Source organism: Actinoplanes auranticolor (genome assembly GCF_018332655.1).
Taxonomy (GTDB): Bacteria; Actinomycetota; Actinomycetes; order Mycobacteriales; family Micromonosporaceae; genus Actinoplanes; species Actinoplanes auranticolor.
Genome location: NZ_BOQL01000002.1, coordinates 34,890 through 51,333 on the forward strand (window position 1 = coordinate 34,890; position 16,444 = coordinate 51,333).

Genomic DNA, 16,444 nt, shown 5'->3' on the forward strand with positions numbered 1-16,444 from the left:
AACGGCTCCTTATAACGTGCGCGGGCTTTGCGGATCCAGGTGATCCTAACCGCGAACGATGGCGAGCACCTGGTCGCGCAGGGCCGCCATCCGGTCCGGCTTCGACGCTTCCACGTTCAGCCGCAGCAGCGGCTCGGTGTTGGAGGCGCGCAGGTTGAACCAGGCGCCGTCGCTCAGCCGCAGGGTCATGCCGTCGAGCTCGTCGAGCGTGGCGTCCGGGAACGCGGCCCGGACCTCGGCGACCTTCGCGGGCGCGTCGGCCACCGTGGAGTTGATCTCCCCCGAGGCCGCGTAACGCTCGAACTCGGCCGCGAACTGCGACAGCGGCTGCGGCTGGCCACCGAGCGCGGCGAGCACGTGCATCGCGGCGAGCATGCCGGTGTCGGCGTACCAGAAGTCGCGGAAGTAGTAGTGGGCCGAGTGCTCGCCGCCGAAGACCGCGTTGGTCCGGGCCATCTCCGCCTTGATGAAGGAGTGGCCGACCCGGCTGCGGACCGGGACCCCGCCGTTCTCGGTGATGATCTCGGGCACCGCGGCCGAGGTGATCACGTTGTGGATGACCGTGCTGCCCGGGAACTTGGCCAGCTCCCGCTTGGCCACCAGCGCGGTGATCGCCGACGGGGAGACCGGGTCGCCGTTCTCGTCCACCACGAAGCAGCGGTCGGCGTCGCCGTCGAAGGCCAGGCCCAGGTCGGCGCCGTGCTCGCGGACGGCGGCCTGCAGATCCACCAGGTTGGCCGGGTCCAGCGGGTTGGCCTCGTGGTTCGGGAACGAGCCGTCCAGCTCGAAGTAGAGCGGCACGATCTCCAGCGGCAGCGCGGCCAGCTCCTGGTCACCGAGCACGGCCGGCACGGTGTGGCCGCCCATGCCGTTGCCGGCGTCGACGACGACCTTCAGCGGCCGGATGCCGGACAGGTCGACGAGCCCGCGCAGGTGCCGGGCGTAGTCGGCGAGCAGGTCGCGGTGCTCGATCGCCGGCGGCACCTCGCCCACCGCGTCGAGGTCGTTGAGCAGCTCCTCGGCCCGCTGCCGGACGATGACCAGGCCGCTGTCCTGGCCCACCGGGCGGGCGCCGGCCCGGCACAGCTTGATGCCGTTGTACTGCGCCGGATTGTGACTGGCGGTGAACATGGCGCCGGGCAGGCCGAGCACGCCCGAGGCGTAGTAGAGCTGGTCGGTCGAGCCGAGGCCGGTGTGCACGACGGTGGCGCCGGCCGAGTTGGCCCCGGCGGCGAACGCGGCGACCAGCGCGGGACCGGTCTCGCGCATGTCGTGGGCCAGCACGATCCGTTCCGCGTCGTCCCCCGACTCGCGGAGCATCTCCACGAACGCCGTGCCCAGGGCCCGGGCCACGGTCTCGTTGAGCTGGTCGGGCACGACGCCACGGACGTCGTACGCCTTGACGAGCTGGGACAGATCAGACAACGGTCACTCCTCGGCACGATATTCGACCCGCCGACACTATCGGAGCGGGAGTGACCGCCGGGTCGCAACAGCATGGCGTCACCGTCTCGGGACTGTTACATCCTTGCCGAGCAGTCCGTCCCGGCAGGCCCGGTCGGCGGCCCGCGTCGTCTCCGGCAGCCGGTAACGGGGTGTGAGCCCGAGGGTGAGCGCGCAGGCGGTGTCCAGGTCCATCCGGTGTCCGACCGAGACGAAGACCGGCTTCACCGCGTCCCGGGTCCGCAGCACGGCCCCCACGGTCTCACCGTCGTCGACCAGGTCCGACCGGTCGCCGCGGCGCTCACCCGGCGGCGCCCAGCTGCCCACCAGCGGGGTCTTGCCGACGCCGAAGGACGGCCGACCGGTGAGCACACCCAGGTGGCAGGCGAGCCCGAACCGCCGGGGATGGGCCAGCCCGTGGCCGTCGCAGATCAGCACGTCGGGTCGCACGGTGAGCCGGTCCAGGGCGGCCAGCAGCGCCGGGATCTCCCGGAAGGCGAACAGCCCCGGCACGTACGGGAAAGCGGGCCGGCCCTGCACCACAGCCGTGTCCACGACGCGGTGGTCCGTGGTGTCCAGCACGACGATCGCCGCCGCGAGCCGCTCGCCGTCCTCGTGGTAGGCCACGTCCAGGCCCGCGACGGTCGCCGGCCGCTGCGGGCCGGGCCCGACCAGCAGTCGCGGCCGGAGGGCGTCCTGCACGGCCAGCGCCTCGGCCTCGGTGCGCGGCCAGTCGTCGTCGGTCACGGCCGCAGACGCTAGCGCAGCGGCGACCCGGCCGGGCGGCAGTTTCCCACCGTCCGGCCGGGCCTGGTCACGACGGCAGCGCCGCCAGTTCCTCGGGCGTGAGGATGCGGCTGCGGATCAGGAAGCGCACCCCCTCGGGCGCCTCCAGACTGAAGCCGCTGCCCCGGCCCGGCACCACGTCCACCGTGAGGTGGGTGTGCCGCCAGGCCTCGAACTGCGACGTGCTCATCCAGAAGGACACCGGCTCGGCCACCCCCTCGATGTGCAGCTCCTCGAGCAGCACATCACTCCCGCCGGTCCGGAACTCCCCCTCCGGGTAACACATCGGGGCGCTGCCGTCGCAGCAGCCGCCGGACTGATGGAACATCAGCGGGCCGTGCTGTCCCCGCAGCGACCGGATCAGGTCGGCCGCCGCGGGCGTCACGTCTACTCGGGCTCCCATGGCCTAGAAGAAGCCCATCGCCTTGGGCGAGTAGCTGACCAGCAGGTTCTTGGTCTGCTGGTAGTGGTCGAGCATCATCTTGTGGTTCTCGCGGCCGATGCCGGACTGCTTGTAGCCGCCGAACGCCGCGTGCGCCGGGTACAGGTGGTAGCAGTTGGTCCACACCCGGCCCGCCTTGATCGCCCGGCCGGCCCGGTACGCGGTGTTCATGTCCCGCGTCCAGAGACCTGCGCCGAGGCCGTACAGGGTGTCGTTGGCGGTCTTGATCGCGTCGGCGTAGTCGGAGAACGAGGTCACCGACACCACCGGGCCGAAGATCTCCTCCTGGAAGATCCGCATCGAGTTGGCGCCCTCGAAGACGGTCGGCTGCACGTAGTAGCCACCGGCCAGGTCCCCGCCGAGGTCGGCCCGGGCCCCGCCGATGAGCACCTTGGCGCCCTCCTGCCGGCCGATGTCGAAGTACGAGAGGATCTTCTCCAGCTGGTCGTTGGAAGCCTGCGCGCCGACCTGGGTGTCGGTGTCCAGCGGGTTGCCCTGCTTCATGTTCTCCACGCGCTTGACGCCCGCGGCGAGGAAGTCGGAGTAGTGGCCCTGCTGGATCAGCGCACGCGACGGGCAGGTGCAGACCTCACCCTGGTTCAGGGCGAACATCGAGAAACCCTCGAGCGCCTTGTCCATGAAATCGTCGTCCTGCGCGCTGACGTCGTCGAAGAAGATGTTCGGGCTCTTGCCGCCCAGCTCCAGGGTCACCGGGATGATGTTCTCGGAGGCGTACTGCATGATCAGCCGGCCGGTGGTGGTCTCGCCGGTGAACGCCACCTTGGCCACCCGGTTCGAGGAGGCCAGCGGCTTGCCGGCCTCGACGCCGAAGCCGTTGACGATGTTCACCACGCCCGGCGGCAGCAGGTCGGCGATCAGCGACATCCAGAAGTGGATCGAGGCCGGGGTCTGCTCGGCCGGCTTGAGCACGACGGCGTTGCCGGCAGCCAGCGCGGGCGCCAGCTTCCAGACCGCCATCAGGATCGGGAAGTTCCACGGGATGATCTGGGCGACCACGCCGAGCGGCTCGTGGAAGTGGTAGGCGACGGTGTCGTCGTCGATCTCGCCGAGGGTGCCCTCCTGGGCCCGCAGCGCGCCGGCGAAATACCGGAAGTGGTCGATGGCCAGCGGGATGTCGGCGGCCATGGTCTCGCGGACCGGCTTGCCGTTCTCCCAGGTCTCGGCGACGGCGAGCTGCTCGAGGTTCGCCTCCATCCGGTCGGCGATCTTGTTGAGGATGTTCGCCCGCTCGGAGACGGACGTGCGGCCCCACGCGTCGGCCGCGCCGTGCGCCGCGTCGAGGGCCCGCTCGACGTCGTCGGCGGTGCCCCGGGCGATCTCACAGAAGTTCTGGCCGTTCACCGGCGAGGGATTCTCGAAGTACTGGCCCTTGACGGGAGGTACGTACTCGCCACCGATCCAGTGGTCGTAACGGGATTCGTAGCTGACGACCGCACCGTCAGAGCCGGGCGGGGAGTAGATAGCCATGCGCGTGTCCTCCGTACCTGGTTCGGATACGAAGTGACGCTAGTTACGCCGACGTTGCACAGAGGTTGCAAGACCGTATTCAAGTGCGAGCTGGGCGATCCGCTCCACCGCCAGCGGCAGAGCCGGCGAACGGGGTGGCAGGGCGGCGGCGTAGGCCTCCCACATCCCGAGGTCGTCGGTGCCCCAGGGTTCGCCCAGCCAGGTCTGCACCAGGCGCGGGTCGCCGGAGCTCAGCACCGCCGCGCGCAGGCGGGAGTCGACCAGCCGGCGGAGCCGGGCCACCCCGGGGGCGTCCGAGGAGGGCAGCAGCGGACCGGTGTAGGCGGCCAGCGCGTCCGCGACCAGTCCGCGCTCCAGCAGCCGGGTCACCGTCAGGAAGTCGGCGTCGACCTCGGCCCGGAGCCGGTAGGGCCGCGAGTCCAGCAGCTCGGGCCCCAGGATGCGGCGCAGCCGGGAGAGCTCGGCGCGGACGGTCACCGGATTGGCGTCGTCGGCATAGAGGTCGAAACCGAGCTGATCACCGGTGCGCCCCTCGGGGTGCACCAGCAACAGCACGAGCAGCTCGGAGTGCCGGCGACCGAGTCGCAGCCGCTTGCCGCCGATCGACAGCACGGCGTCCTCCCGCCCCAGCACCGACACCGTGGCACCACGGGCCGGTTGCGCCCCCAGGTAGGCCTCGGCGGCCAGCGCGGTCGCCCGGACCAGGGCCAGGCTGTGCGGGTTGGCCAGGTGGTCGCCGCCGGTCACGTCGATCGCGCCCAGCAGCCGGCCGGTCGCCGGGTCGTGGATCGGCGCGGCGGCGCAGGTCCAGCGCTGGACGCCGCGGCTGAAGTGCTCGGTGGCGAAGATCTGCAACGGGTGGTCGACGGCGAGCGCGGTGCCGGGCGCGTTGGTGCCGGCGTGCGCCTCGTCCCAGCGGGCACCGGGGACGAAGTTCATCGACTCGGCGCCACGCAGCACCGACGCGGTGCCCTCGACCCAGAGCAGCCGCCCGTGCGCGTCGCAGACGGCCATCAGGTGGTCGCCGTCGTCGGCCAGCCCGCCGAGCAGGTCCCGGAAGATCGGCAGCACCCGGGCCAGCGGGTGCGCGGCCCGGTACGCCTCCAGGTCGCCGTCGCTGAGCTCGATCGGTGCGGTGCTGTCCGGGCTGACCAGCGCTCCGGCCGAGCGCCGCCAGGACGCGGCGACCACATCGCGCACCTGGGTCACCGGTTGTTCACCGGTCACGAACCGCTCGTGGGCCCGGCCCACCTGGGTGATCCGTTCCGCGGGGTCGGTGCCGAGGGTGAGCGCGAGCCACGGGTTGGACATGCGCACCTCCAGTCCCGTCCATCGTGACCCGCATCACGCCCTACGACAACCACCTGTTCAGCGGGGCCATGATCAGCCGTCGACCCGGGGTGCGGCCCGGCCCAGCAGCAGGGTGTCGAGCGCGGCCGGCAGCCCGGTGCCGAGCAGCCACTCGCCGGTCTCGTCGATCAGGAACACCCGCCGTCCCGGGTCGATGGCCAGCAGACCCTCGTAGCCGGCGGTGCCCAGCGGGAAGAGCGGCGCGCCGACCCGGCGCGCCACCCGGCCCAGCGTGTCGGCGGTGTCGGCGGCCCAGCCCGGATCGATGTGGAAGGGCGCGGTCCGCACCGAGCGGCCGGGCACCTGCACCGAGGATTCCGCCCCGAGATACCGCTGCAACGCCTCGACCGCCGCCGGGGAGACCGTGTGCTCGTGCTCGGCCCCGCGGACCGCCCGCACCTGCTCGATCCGTTCGGCCACGCGCTCCTTCGCCGGGGCCGGACGGCCGTGCAGCCGGCGCCGCGCGAGCAGGCGCTGCCAGGCCGACTCCCCCGTCTTGCCACCGGGCCGATCGGACGGCCACAGCGGGCGGTAGCCGAGGACCTCCGTACAGGTCGCGCACGGACCGCCGTTGGCATGGCCCTGACGGGGGTCGGCCGGCTCGCGCACCCGCCACAGCCGGACGTACTCGGCCACGTCGGCCGGGCCGTTGACGAGCTCGGAGAAAGCCACCAGCTCCGGATGCCACTCGGCGCCGCGGACCCGGGCCCGGGCCGGTACGGCGTCGAGCCGCGCCCGCACGAGCGGATGCAACACCGGCGGCTCCGCGGTACGGACACTGCTCGCGTGCACGGTCGTGGAGGACTCCAGCGAGACCGCCGCGATCGCCCCCGGCACCTCGACCTCGGTTCCACCGAAGCCGGGTCGAGGCGGCACCCCCCGCTCGTAGACGAGCTGCGCGCGGTACTGCTCGTCCAGGTAGGCCGGATTGGCGAAGCTCACGACCCGGCCGGTGACCTTGTCGACGAACGTCGTGTAGCCCGCGCCGCTGCCGGGCGCCTGCACCGCCCAGCCGAGCTCCTCCTCGTCCAGCACCACCTGTGCGGGCTCGCACCCGGCGCGCTCCGCCCAGCGCAGCGCGATGCGTTCGAGCACATGCGGCGGCAGGTCACGCGGGTCCGCCGGAGCGTCGCGGCGCTGCAAGGTCACACCGCTGGGCAGCACCAGCTGCATAGTCATCGATCCTCCCGGGCCGAGCGCCGACCATACCGGCGGGTGGCGACATAGGCTGACCGGGTGGACACCACAGCGTTCTATGTCGCGGGCGAAGCAGCGCACGGTGACGGCGAAGTGACAGTGACGCACCCGTACGACGGACGCCCGGTCGGACGGACCACCTGGGCCACGCCGGCGCAGGTCGAGGCCGCAGTCGCGGCGGCGGCCGAGGTCGCCGGCCGGGCCGCGGCCCTTCCCGCGCACGTGCGCGCGACCGCCCTCGACCACGTCTCGCGCCGCCTCGCCGAACGCCGCGAGGAGATCGCCGCACTGATCACCGCCGAGAACGGCAAGCCGCTGAAATGGGCCCGGCTGGAAGCCGACCGGGCCGTGTCGGTCTTCCGGTGGGCGGCCGAGGAGGCCCGCCGGTTCACCGGCGACCTGCAGCGCCTCGACACCGACACCGGCGGTGTGGGCCGGCTCGCCCTGGTCAAGCGCGTGCCGCGCGGGCCCGTGCTGGGCATCTCCCCGTTCAACTTCCCGCTCAACCTGGTCGCCCACAAGATCGCCCCGGCCATCGCGGTCGGCGCGCCGATCGTGCTCAAGCCTGCGCCCGCGACCCCGCTCACCGCACTGCTGCTCGGGGAGCTGCTGGCCGAGACCGAGCTGCCGGCCGGCCTGTTCTCGGTGCTGCCGATCCCGAACGACCGCGCCGCGGCCCTGGTGGCGGATCCGCGCCTGCCGATCGTGTCGTTCACCGGATCCGGCCCGGTCGGTGCGCAGATCCGCCGGTCCGCGCCGGAGAAGCACGTGACGCTCGAGCTGGGTGGCAACGCGGCGGTCCTGCTCTGCGGCGACTACGACAGCGACGCCGATCTGAGCTGGGCGGCGCAGCGGGTGGCGACCTTCGGCACGTACCAGGCGGGCCAGAGCTGCATCGCCGTCCAGCGGGTCTACGTGCACGCCGGGCTCACCGGCTTCCTTCCCCGGCTGCTCGACGCCGTGAGCGCACTGCGCACCGGTGACCCGCAGGACCCGGCGGTCGAGGTCGGACCGATGATCAGCGAGGACGCGGCGAAACGCGTCGAGGAGTGGGTCGACGAGGCGGTGGCGGCGGGCGCGACCGTGGCCGTGGGCGGCAAGCGCGACGGTGCGACGTACCCGCCGACGGTGCTGACCGGCGTCCCGGCCGGCGCCAAGGTGATCACCGAGGAGATCTTCGGCCCGGTGCTGGTGGTGGCCGAGGTCGCGGACGACGCCGCCGGGTTCGCGGCGATCAACGACTCAGCGTACGGCCTGCAGGCGGGCATCTTCACCCACAGCATCCAGACGGCGTTCGCGGCGCACCGGGATCTCCAGGTCGGCGGCGTGATCGTGGGCGACGTGCCGTCCTACCGGGCGGACCAGATGCCGTACGGCGGGGTGAAGGGCAGCGGGGTGGGCCGGGAGGGTGTGGCCAGCGCGATGGACGACTACACCGAGCCGCGCGTCATGGTGCTGACCGGCATCGCCCTCTAGACCGCCACCGGCGGGTCCGTACGCAGGCGGCTGTAGAGCAGCCCGTCACGCCACTGGCCCGCCCGGAACTCCGCCGCCCGGACCGTGCCTTCGAGCTGGAAGCCGGCCTTGACCAGCGACCTCTGCTCGGCCACGTTCTCCGGCTGGGTGCCCGCCTGGATGCGCTGGGCCGGGGTGTGCCGGAAGAGGTAGTCGCAGAGCAGGGCCTGGGCACGCCAGCCGAGCCCGCGGCCGCGCCGCTCAGGGAGCAGCACGATGCCGATCTCCCAGTAGCTCGCCGCGCCGCCGTACCGGCCCTCGGACCAGGTGACGAAGCCGGCCGCCTGTTCCTCGGTCGTGACGATGAGCCGCCCGTTGTCGGTACCGAGATAACCGTCCAGGGCGAAGCGGCGGTCCTGGGCCCGCGGGTCGCGGAAGCCGAACCAGTCGTTGCCGATCAGCCCCGGTTCGACGGCGAACCGCCGCAACATCGGCAGGTCCGCTTCGGTCACCGGGCGCAGGTCGAGATCTGTCATCCACACAGGATCGTCCATCCGGGCAATGACGGTCGTCTTTCGGGCAACCGGCGATCCGTGCCCGCGTCGCGCGCGTACCCCGGTGCGACACACCAATCGGAGGAGATCACTGCCATGCCCCGTACCCGAACGCGCGTCCGTGCCGTCACCCTGACCGCCGCCGCCACCATGCTGGTGGCCGTCGGCGCGGTCAGCTACAACGCTTCCGCCGCCGAGCTCGCCGGCGGGCCCCGGCCCCGGCCGGTCGCCTCGCCGTCGGTGATCGATCCTCCCGCCGGCGCGGTGCGGCTCGGCAGCTACCGGGTCACCCGGGGCACCCAGACCTACACCTGCACCGGCGGTGTCTTCACCGGGGCCTCGGTGCCCGAGGCCAAACTGGCCGGCCCCGGCGGCCTGCTGCACCACTTCAAGGGCCCGAGCTGGCAGTCCGTGCGCGACGGTTCCCTGGTGACGGCGACGAAGACGGCGGAGCGGGCGCGCACCGGCACGATCGCGGAGCTGCTGCTCACGATCAACAGCCACAGCGGCGCGACCGACGGGCTGCTGGCCGGGGCCACCCACATCCAGCGGCTCTACACCTCGGGCGGCGTGGCTCCGGCCGGCGCCTGCACCGACGGCACGACCAAGGCGGTCCCCTACGGCGCCCTGTACGTGTTCTGGCGCAAGTGACCCGGTGAACCGTGGATCCGGCCGGGGGCGTTGCCCCTTCGTCACCGGCCGGACCGGTCGTCTCCCCGATGAGTGCCAGCCCTGCGGGGGACCGAACCTCGCGGCAGCGCACGGGACCATATCTGCTCCGTCCTCGTTGGTGACTGACGGACGGAGCTCGTCTGCGATGCGTACCCCCAAGGTGTTGCTGCTCGGCCTCACGCTGAGCGTCCTGGCCGGCTGCGGCCCGGCCCTGGCCGCCGAGAGGGACCCGCCCCGGGTCAGCGCCACCCCGGCCACCTCGGCCGCCCCGGCGCCGTCGCGGTCCACCGCCGGGGCCGCGGCGCAGACTCCGACGAAGCCGGCCCGGCATGAGCCGGCGAAGCCCGCTGCGGTCCCCGTCAAGGGCCCGGCCCCCTCGCGGAAGAAGCCGCCGAAGCGCGTCCCGGCCCACGCCGGCGGGCCGGCCGGCAGCCTGATGCGCACCGGCGGGGCCGGTGTGGCGCTGACCTTCGACGACGGGCCCGACCCCGGGCAGACGCCGCGGATGCTGGACCTGCTCGAGCAGAAGCGGGTCAAGGCCACCTTCTGCGTGGTCGGGCAGAACGTCGCGGCGTACCCCGGGGCTGGTCCGGCGGATCGCCGCCGAGGGCCACACCCTGTGCATCCACACCTGGCGGCACAGCCTGACGCTGGGCCGGAAGAAGCCCGCGGTGATCCGGGCGGATCTGCAGCGCACCAACGACGCCATCCGGCGGGCCGTGCCGGGGGCGCGGATCAGCTACCTGCGGGCGCCGGGCGGGCACTTCACGCCGGCCTTCGTGGCGGTCGCCGCCGAGCTGGGCATGACGTCGATCTACTGGCAGGTGGACCCGCGCGACTGGGAGCACCCGGGCGGCGAGTCGGCCGCGGCGCACCGGGCCAAGATCGTGCACGCGGTCAAGAAGCACGTGGGCAAGGGGGCGATCGTGCTGTCCCACGACTACGGGCAGCCGGCCACCATCGCGGCGTACCGGGAGCTGATCCCGTGGTTGCAGCAGCGCTACCGGCTCGTCGCGCTGCCCGGCCGGGGCCTCAGTGCGAGGGCGGGATGACGCGCAGGTGGCCGCGGCGGCCGGTCTGGTGGCCCGGCAGGTTGTCGTGCTCCTCCGGACGCGGCGGCGGCGCCGGGCGGGCCGCCTCGCGGACGGCGTCCGCGAGCGCGACCAGGTCGTCGGTGGTGGGCGGCGGCGGGGCGAAGTCACCGTCGTGGCGCACCAGCTCCCACCCGCGCGGGGCGGTCAGGCTGCGGGCGTGCGGCTCACACAGGTCGTACGTGTGCGGCTCGGCGAACGCGGCCAGCGGGCCGACCACCGCGGTGGAGTCGCTGTAGACGTAGGTCAGAGTGGCGACCGCCTGTCGGGGACAGCCGTTCCGGGAGCAGCGCCGTGGTGACCTCACGGCGGCACGTTATCTCCCCGCGGCGGCCGGTAGCCGCGACACGCCGACCCACCATGCATCACGATTTCGACATGGCGCACCGACACGCCGTCCCAATGGGACGAATTCCCGGGGACGAAACGCGGTGGACACGGCCTGACCACGGACGACGGCCGGTGCGGGCTAGGCTGACGACGTGACTACCAGCCCCGACCGCCGCCGGTCCGGTGCCGATCCCGGCCGGTCGCCCCGCGCCGCCGGACCCGGCCGGCCCGCCCGCCGCGACCGCCACGGGCGTGGGCTCCGCGGCCGGCTCGTGCCGGCGACGGTGCCGCTCGCCCGGACCAAGGCGGAGATCTTCGACGATCTCGTCCTGGACACGGTCGAGGGCCTCGAACGGCGTTATGCCAAGGAGCTCGCCGGCGTCGAGTTCGCCGTCGAGGACGTGCCCCCGGATCTGAACGTCTACGACTCCGACGTGCTCGAGGACGGCGAGGTGCCCCTGGCCCGCTTGCTGCCGGGCCGGCCCGGACGCCAGGAACTGCCCCCGCGGATCGTGCTCTACCGGCGACCGCTGGAGTTCCGGGCGATGGACCGTGAGGACCTCGCCGACCTCGTGCATGACGTGATCATCGAGCAGGTCGCCAACCTGCTGGGTGTGGACCCGGACGAACTTTCCTGACCACTTGCTCTGGACGGCCCCCCGGCGTCCGCAGCAGAAGCGGGTCAGGCCACGCGGCGCTTGAGCTTGCGGCGTTCCCGTTCGCTCAGCCCGCCCCAGATTCCGAAGCGCTCATCGTGACCGAGCGCGTACTCCAAGCATTCCGCCTTGACGTCGCACCGGCCGCAGATCCGCTTCGCCTCGCGCGTCGAACCGCCCTTCTCCGGGAAGAAAGCCTCTGGATCGGTCTGCGAGCACAGGGCCCGCTCCTGCCACTCGGGCGCGTCCCCGAGCAGGTCCACCCCTTCAACCTGCGCTTCCATCGGCGTGCCTCCTTTTCCGCGCCGGCAGCGATGCCTGCGCTGACCCCCCACGCACGCGGCGTGTTTCTTGCGGGAAATACGCGGTTCGCGACGCGCCTTTCCCACAACCCCACCGAAATTACACGCGTGTAAGACGTGCGTCGTCAAGCCGAACCTGATAAATAGGCCCGTTTCCCCGAGGCGCCATGACGGCCTCGCGGTCCCGTTCCAGCCCTATCTGTCCGGGCCACCGGAAGGTAACGCGAGGTCGGCGCGTCGAGTCCAAATTACCCCATTTTGTAACCTGTTGACTAGGGGTGTCCTTGCGGGTGATCTAGCGGCGGCCGTAGACCGTCGTGCGCTCGGCGGCGGGCCGTCCGGCCGCTGCGGCCAGCTCTTTCAGCTGCGCAACCGTACGGGCGGAGCCGTGCTCCGACCCGGCCATCCGGGAGATCGTCTCCTCCATCAACGTGCCGCCGAGGTCGTTGCAGCCCCCGTTGAGCATCGCGATGGTGCCCTCGTCGCCGAGCTTCACCCAGGAGCACTGGATGTTGCCGATCCGGCCGTGCAACAGGATCCGGGCCATCGCGTGGACCACCCTGTTCTCCCGCCAGGTGGGCCCGGGGCGGGCGATGCCGGCCAGGTAGATCGGGGCGTTGGTGTGGATGAACGGCAGGCCCACGAACTCGGTGAAGCCGCCGGTCACGTCCTGGATGCCGGCCAGCACCCGGAAGTGGCCCAGCCACTGGCGGGGGTGGTCGACGTGGCCGTACATCATCGTCGAGCTGGACCGGAGGCCCACCTGGTGCGCGGTGGTCACCACGTCGATCCAGGCCGAGGCGGGCAGCTTGCCCTTGGTCAGCACCCAGCGCACGTCGTCGTCGAGGATCTCGGCGGCGGTGCCCGGGATCGTGTCCAGCCCGGCCTCGCGCAGCTCGGTCAGCCACTCCCGCACCGACACCCCGGCCTTCGCCGCACCGGTGACGATCTCCATCGGCGAGAACGCGTGCACGTGCATGCCCGGCACCCGGCGCTTGACGGCCCGCACCAGATCGGCGTACGCGGTGATGGGCATCTTCGGGTCGATGCCGCCCTGCATGCAGACCTCGGTGGCACCGTCGCGCCAGGCCTCCTCGGCCCGGTCGGCGACCTGCTCCACCGACAGCCGGTAGGCGTCCGCGTCCTGCTCGCGTTGCGCGAACGCGCAGAACCGGCAGCCGACGTAGCAGACGTTGGAGAAGTTGATGTTGCGGTTGACCACGTACGTGACGTCCTCGCCGTTGACGTCCTTGCGCAGATCGTCGGCGAGGCGGGCGAGCTCGTCCAGGGCGGAGCCGTCCGCATTGAACAGCGCCATGGCCTTGGCCTCGTGCGCCGGGTCCAGCAGCGCGGCCGGGTCCTCGGCGGCGAGCTTGAGGCCGGCCAGCACGTCGGACTCGATCCGGGGCACGACGTGGCCGGCACCGGCGGCGACGGCCTCGGCGGAGATGTGCGCGGCCACCTCGTCCCAGTCGCCGTAGACGCTGTCGAAGTCGCCGCGGCGGTCGCCGGTGCGGCCCTCGGTGTCGATCGTGGCGAACAGGTCGGTGCGGCCGCCCGCGTACGCGTCGTCGGGCTCCTGCCACGGCAGCCCGGCCGGCATGGCGTCCTCGCGGGCCAGCCCGGTCGCCGGGTCGGCCAGCGCGGCCACGTGCGCGGCCAGGCGGGGGTCGAGCCAGCTCTCGCCGCGGCGGACGTACTCGGGATAGATGGTGAGGCGCTCGCGCAGCTCGAAGCCGGCCGCGCGGGACTGCTCGCGCAGCGCCTCGATCTGCGGCCACGGGCGCTCGGGATTGACGTGGTCGGGCGTCACCGGGGAAACGCCGCCCCAGTCGTCGATGCCCGCGCGCAGCAGCAGCGAGTATTCGCCGGCGATGAGATTCGGCGGAGCCTGGAGGCGGGCCCGGGGGCCCATGATGATCCGGGCGACCGCCACCGTCGCGGCGAGCTCCCGCAGCTCCGCGTCGGGCATGCCGCGCATCGCCGTGTCCGGCTTGGCGCGGAAATTCTGGATGATGACTTCCTGGATGTGGCCGTACTCGCGGGCCGTGCGGCGCATCGCGAACAGAGCGTCGATCCGCTCGGCCGGCGTCTCGCCGATGCCGATCAGGATGCCGGTGGTGAACGGGACACCGACCCGGCCGGCGTCGTCGAGCACCCGCAGCCGGACGGCGGGCTCCTTGTCGGGCGAGCCGTAGTGCGGGCCACCGGGCTCGGACCACAACCGGGTCGCGGTCGTCTCCAGCATCATGCCCATGCTCGGCGCGACCGGCTTCAGCCGCTGCAGGTCGGCCCAGCTCATGACGCCCGGATTGAGGTGCGGCAGCAGACCGGTCTCCTCGAGCACGGCGATCGCGCAGGCCCGCACGTAGTCCAGGGTCGAGTCGTAGCCGCGCTCGTCGAGCCACTGCCGGGCCGCCGGCCAGCGCTCCTCGGGCCGGTCGCCGAGGGTGAAGAGGGCCTCCTTGCAGCCCTGGGCGGCGCCCTCCCGGGCGATCGCCAGCACCTCGTCGCGCTCCAGGAAGGCCGCCGGCAGCCGGTGCGGCACCGTCGCGAAGGTGCAGTAGTGGCAGCGGTCGCGGCACAGCCGGGTCAGCGGGATGAAGACCTTCTTCGAGTACGTGACCACGCCGGGGCGGCCGGCCTCCCGCAGCCCCGCGTCGCGGACCCCGCCGGCCACCGCGAGTAGGTCGTCGAACAGCGGCCCGTCGGCGGCGAGCAGAGCCGTCGCCTCACCGGCATCGATCGCCTTGCCGTCGGTCGCACGCTTGAGCGCGCGACGGATGCTGGCCTCAGTCACGTCTGCCACCTGTGCAGCCTAGGCCGGATCGAGAACAACTGCGTACGAGCGGACCCGGTCCTGGCAGTGGTCTGAAACACGCCCGGCGGCCGACTCCTTCGCGCTCCCGGTCCGGTCGGTGCTGACGCCGCCGCCGGACGGGTGTGGTCCTAGACGGATCACGCGGGTTCAGCGGCCGCCGGGAGGCTGTCGTCCGGGCGCCGGGCGCGGACCGCGGCCTGCAACAGGGCGGCGTCGACGGCGACCTGGCGCTGGGCGGCCCGCAGTGCTGACTCGCGGATCGCCTGCGCCTCGCGTTCGCGGATGCGCAGTGCCGCCCGGCGCAATGCTGCCTCCTCGGTATCGAGACGCTGGGCCGCGACGGCGGCGGTCCGGCGGGCGGCGGCCTCGGCGGCTGCGAAGCGCTGCGCGGCGACGGCTGCCGTTCGGCGGGCGGCGGCTTCGGCACGATCGAGGCGCTGCGCCTCGCGGATGGTCGTCTCTCGGGCGACGGCTTCGGTGCGGTCCAGGCGCTGCCCCGCGAGCAGGGCCGACTCACGAGCGGCGGCCTCGGCACGGTCCAGACGCTGCGCCGCGAGCACCGCGGCCTGGCGGGCGGCGACCTTCGGGCGGTCGCCGCTTCGAGCAGCGAGCACCGCGTCCTCTCTGGGCGTGGTCCAGGGCTGGGCTGCTTGCTCAGCCGGGCGGCGCTGTCCGGCCTTGTCGGGGTCTTGCGCCTGCAAGCTGGGTCTCCAGGGAACAGCGACGGCGCCCCGTTCAGGGCGCCGTCGTCGGTCGGAGCGGGTCACTGACGGGGCGGGGGTTCCTCGCCCACGACGCGGGTGCGGTCGTCGTCGTCCGGGTTGTGGTGCGGGAGCGCCTGGGTCGGGTCCGCGTAGCCGCCCGGCTGCTGCGGCTGGCCGTAGGTGGGCGGCGGGTACGCCTGCTGGCTGTAGGCGCCCGGTGCCTGCGGATGTCCCGGTGCCGGGGCGAAAGGTCCCGGCGGGGTGGCCGGGGCCGGCTGAGCCGACACCGGCGGGGCCGAGGCGGGCGGCGCAGAGGCGGGCGGTGCCGAAGCCGGCGGGGCCGAGGACGGGGTCACCGTCTGCTGCCCGGAGGTCGGTGCTCCCCAGCCCTGACCGGCCGGGGGCTGACCCCACTGGCCGGGCTGCGGCTGCTGCACGGGCTGCGTCACGCCGGCCTGATTCGGGCCGGGCTGGTGCGGGCCGGGCTGGGCGTAACCCGGGTGGCCGGGCGGCGGCGGGAAGCCGGGCTGGCCGGGCTGCTGGGGGTAGCCGGGCTGGCCGTACGGCTGCTGCTGCCACTGCTGGGGCTGGCCGTACATGCCGGGCTGGGCCTTCGGCTTCGGCGTGTAGAACAGGTTGCGCCAGATCAGGTACACCGCGTACGCCGCTGCGGCGAACACCGCCAGCCAGGCCGCGCGGACCAGGAACTCCTCGAACGCCACCCGGACACTCCAGGCGGCGATCTTCACCAGGCCGATCAGGAAGCCGAAGACGACCGCGAAGAAGGCCGCCACCGCGTACTCGACCAGGGCCGCGATGGTGATCAGCTTGGCGTGCTTGTGCACCGGCTGGACCAGCGTCGCCAGCAGCACCGCCGCCAGCGGCAGCGCGACGAGCTCGACGTTCACGAAGCTGTAGAAGCTGTTCTGCACCCGGGTGAGGAAGTCCTGGCCCACCCCGGACGGGATCAGCCGGATCACCGCGACGAACAGCCAGACGGCGGGCGCGGCCACCAGGGCGTACGCGGTGAGGTCACGCAGCGGCCGGATCACCTGGGTCACCGGGCGCCCCGGGGGCTGTGCGGGCTGCGGCGGCGGTGTGCTGGTCACAGCTGAACTCCTGACACGGGGATGAGAGATACGGGATCGAGGAC

The 16,444-nt window shown here is 72.7% G+C and carries 15 protein-coding genes and 1 pseudogene; 4 read left to right on the top strand and 12 right to left on the bottom strand.

The features are described from left to right. Positions 1 to 45: 45 nt before the first annotated feature. The 6 genes from Aau02nite_RS00920 to Aau02nite_RS00945 all read right to left on the bottom strand — a co-directional run bounded on the left by Aau02nite_RS00920 (position 46) and on the right by Aau02nite_RS00945 (position 6,688). Positions 46 to 1,425, bottom strand: coding sequence for a phosphomannomutase/phosphoglucomutase (locus tag Aau02nite_RS00920; protein WP_212986349.1), 1,380 nt, complete (start codon positions 1,423 to 1,425; stop codon positions 46 to 48). Between the two features lie 78 nt (positions 1,426 to 1,503). After that, positions 1,504 to 2,190 carry an endonuclease V gene (locus Aau02nite_RS00925; RefSeq protein ID WP_212986350.1) on the bottom strand — a complete coding sequence of 229 codons (687 nt, stop codon included), beginning with the start codon at positions 2,188 to 2,190 and terminating at the stop codon, positions 1,504 to 1,506. Between the two features lie 67 nt (positions 2,191 to 2,257). Continuing rightward, on the bottom strand, positions 2,258 to 2,632 hold the full coding sequence (locus Aau02nite_RS00930; protein WP_212986351.1) for a DUF779 domain-containing protein: 375 nt from the start codon (positions 2,630 to 2,632) through the stop codon (positions 2,258 to 2,260). A 3-nt stretch (positions 2,633 to 2,635) separates the two neighbouring features. After that, positions 2,636 to 4,159, bottom strand: a complete 1,524-nt coding sequence (gene adh / locus Aau02nite_RS00935; RefSeq protein ID WP_212986352.1) for an aldehyde dehydrogenase — start codon at positions 4,157 to 4,159, stop codon at positions 2,636 to 2,638. 39 nt (positions 4,160 to 4,198) lie between these two features. Further along, positions 4,199 to 5,470: a GAF domain-containing protein gene (locus Aau02nite_RS00940; protein WP_212986353.1), complete on the bottom strand. Its 1,272-nt coding sequence runs from the start codon at positions 5,468 to 5,470 to the stop codon at positions 4,199 to 4,201. Positions 5,471 to 5,542: 72 nt separating this feature from the next. Beyond that, positions 5,543 to 6,688 (bottom strand): SUKH-3 domain-containing protein, encoded by a 1,146-nt coding sequence (locus tag Aau02nite_RS00945; RefSeq protein ID WP_212986354.1) that lies wholly within the window; start codon positions 6,686 to 6,688, stop codon positions 5,543 to 5,545. A 57-nt stretch (positions 6,689 to 6,745) separates the two neighbouring features. Here Aau02nite_RS00945 and Aau02nite_RS00950 point away from each other — a divergent pair, with 57 nt between their 5' ends. Further along, positions 6,746 to 8,182 carry an aldehyde dehydrogenase family protein gene (locus Aau02nite_RS00950; RefSeq protein WP_212986355.1) on the top strand — a complete coding sequence of 479 codons (1,437 nt, stop codon included), beginning with the start codon at positions 6,746 to 6,748 and terminating at the stop codon, positions 8,180 to 8,182. On the opposite strand, the gene Aau02nite_RS00955 is transcribed toward Aau02nite_RS00950, so the two are convergent. Continuing rightward, positions 8,179 to 8,697: a GNAT family N-acetyltransferase gene (locus Aau02nite_RS00955; protein WP_212986356.1), complete on the bottom strand. Its 519-nt coding sequence runs from the start codon at positions 8,695 to 8,697 to the stop codon at positions 8,179 to 8,181. The genes Aau02nite_RS00950 and Aau02nite_RS00955 overlap by 4 nt on opposite strands. Before the next feature lie 114 nt (positions 8,698 to 8,811). On the opposite strand from Aau02nite_RS00955, the gene Aau02nite_RS00960 reads away from it, so the two are divergent. Together Aau02nite_RS00960 and Aau02nite_RS46095 are read left to right on the top strand one after the other, a co-directional pair. Further along, positions 8,812 to 9,366 (top strand): DUF3455 domain-containing protein, encoded by a 555-nt coding sequence (locus Aau02nite_RS00960; RefSeq protein ID WP_212986357.1) that lies wholly within the window; start codon positions 8,812 to 8,814, stop codon positions 9,364 to 9,366. Between the two features lie 526 nt (positions 9,367 to 9,892). Beyond that, positions 9,893 to 10,439: pseudogene (locus Aau02nite_RS46095) on the top strand (polysaccharide deacetylase family protein). Here Aau02nite_RS46095 and Aau02nite_RS00970 read toward each other — a convergent pair. Continuing rightward, positions 10,420 to 10,785 (bottom strand): DUF3499 domain-containing protein, encoded by a 366-nt coding sequence (locus Aau02nite_RS00970; protein WP_023358955.1) that lies wholly within the window; start codon positions 10,783 to 10,785, stop codon positions 10,420 to 10,422. The pseudogene Aau02nite_RS46095 and the gene Aau02nite_RS00970 overlap by 20 nt on opposite strands. 175 nt (positions 10,786 to 10,960) lie before the next feature. Between Aau02nite_RS00970 and Aau02nite_RS00975 the strand changes: the two genes are divergently transcribed. Further along, the gene (locus tag Aau02nite_RS00975; protein ID WP_438841085.1) at positions 10,961 to 11,446 is read left to right on the top strand and encodes a metallopeptidase family protein; all 486 of its coding nucleotides are present in this window, start codon (positions 10,961 to 10,963) and stop codon (positions 11,444 to 11,446) included. Positions 11,447 to 11,490: 44 nt separating this feature from the next. On the opposite strand, the gene Aau02nite_RS00980 is transcribed toward Aau02nite_RS00975, so the two are convergent. The 4 genes from Aau02nite_RS00980 to Aau02nite_RS00995 form a co-directional block, all read right to left on the bottom strand. Then, a complete protein-coding gene (locus Aau02nite_RS00980) occupies positions 11,491 to 11,748 on the bottom strand; it encodes a WhiB family transcriptional regulator (RefSeq protein ID WP_015619224.1) in 258 nt (85 codons plus the stop codon). A gap of 313 nt (positions 11,749 to 12,061) precedes the next feature. After that, positions 12,062 to 14,575, bottom strand: a complete 2,514-nt coding sequence (locus Aau02nite_RS00985; RefSeq protein WP_212986358.1) for a bifunctional FO biosynthesis protein CofGH — start codon at positions 14,573 to 14,575, stop codon at positions 12,062 to 12,064. Between the two features lie 149 nt (positions 14,576 to 14,724). Continuing rightward, positions 14,725 to 15,288 carry a hypothetical protein gene (locus Aau02nite_RS00990; RefSeq protein ID WP_212986359.1) on the bottom strand — a complete coding sequence of 188 codons (564 nt, stop codon included), beginning with the start codon at positions 15,286 to 15,288 and terminating at the stop codon, positions 14,725 to 14,727. Between the two features lie 62 nt (positions 15,289 to 15,350). Then, positions 15,351 to 16,400 carry a hypothetical protein gene (locus Aau02nite_RS00995; protein ID WP_212986360.1) on the bottom strand — a complete coding sequence of 350 codons (1,050 nt, stop codon included), beginning with the start codon at positions 16,398 to 16,400 and terminating at the stop codon, positions 15,351 to 15,353. Between the last annotated feature and the right edge of the window lie 44 nt (positions 16,401 to 16,444).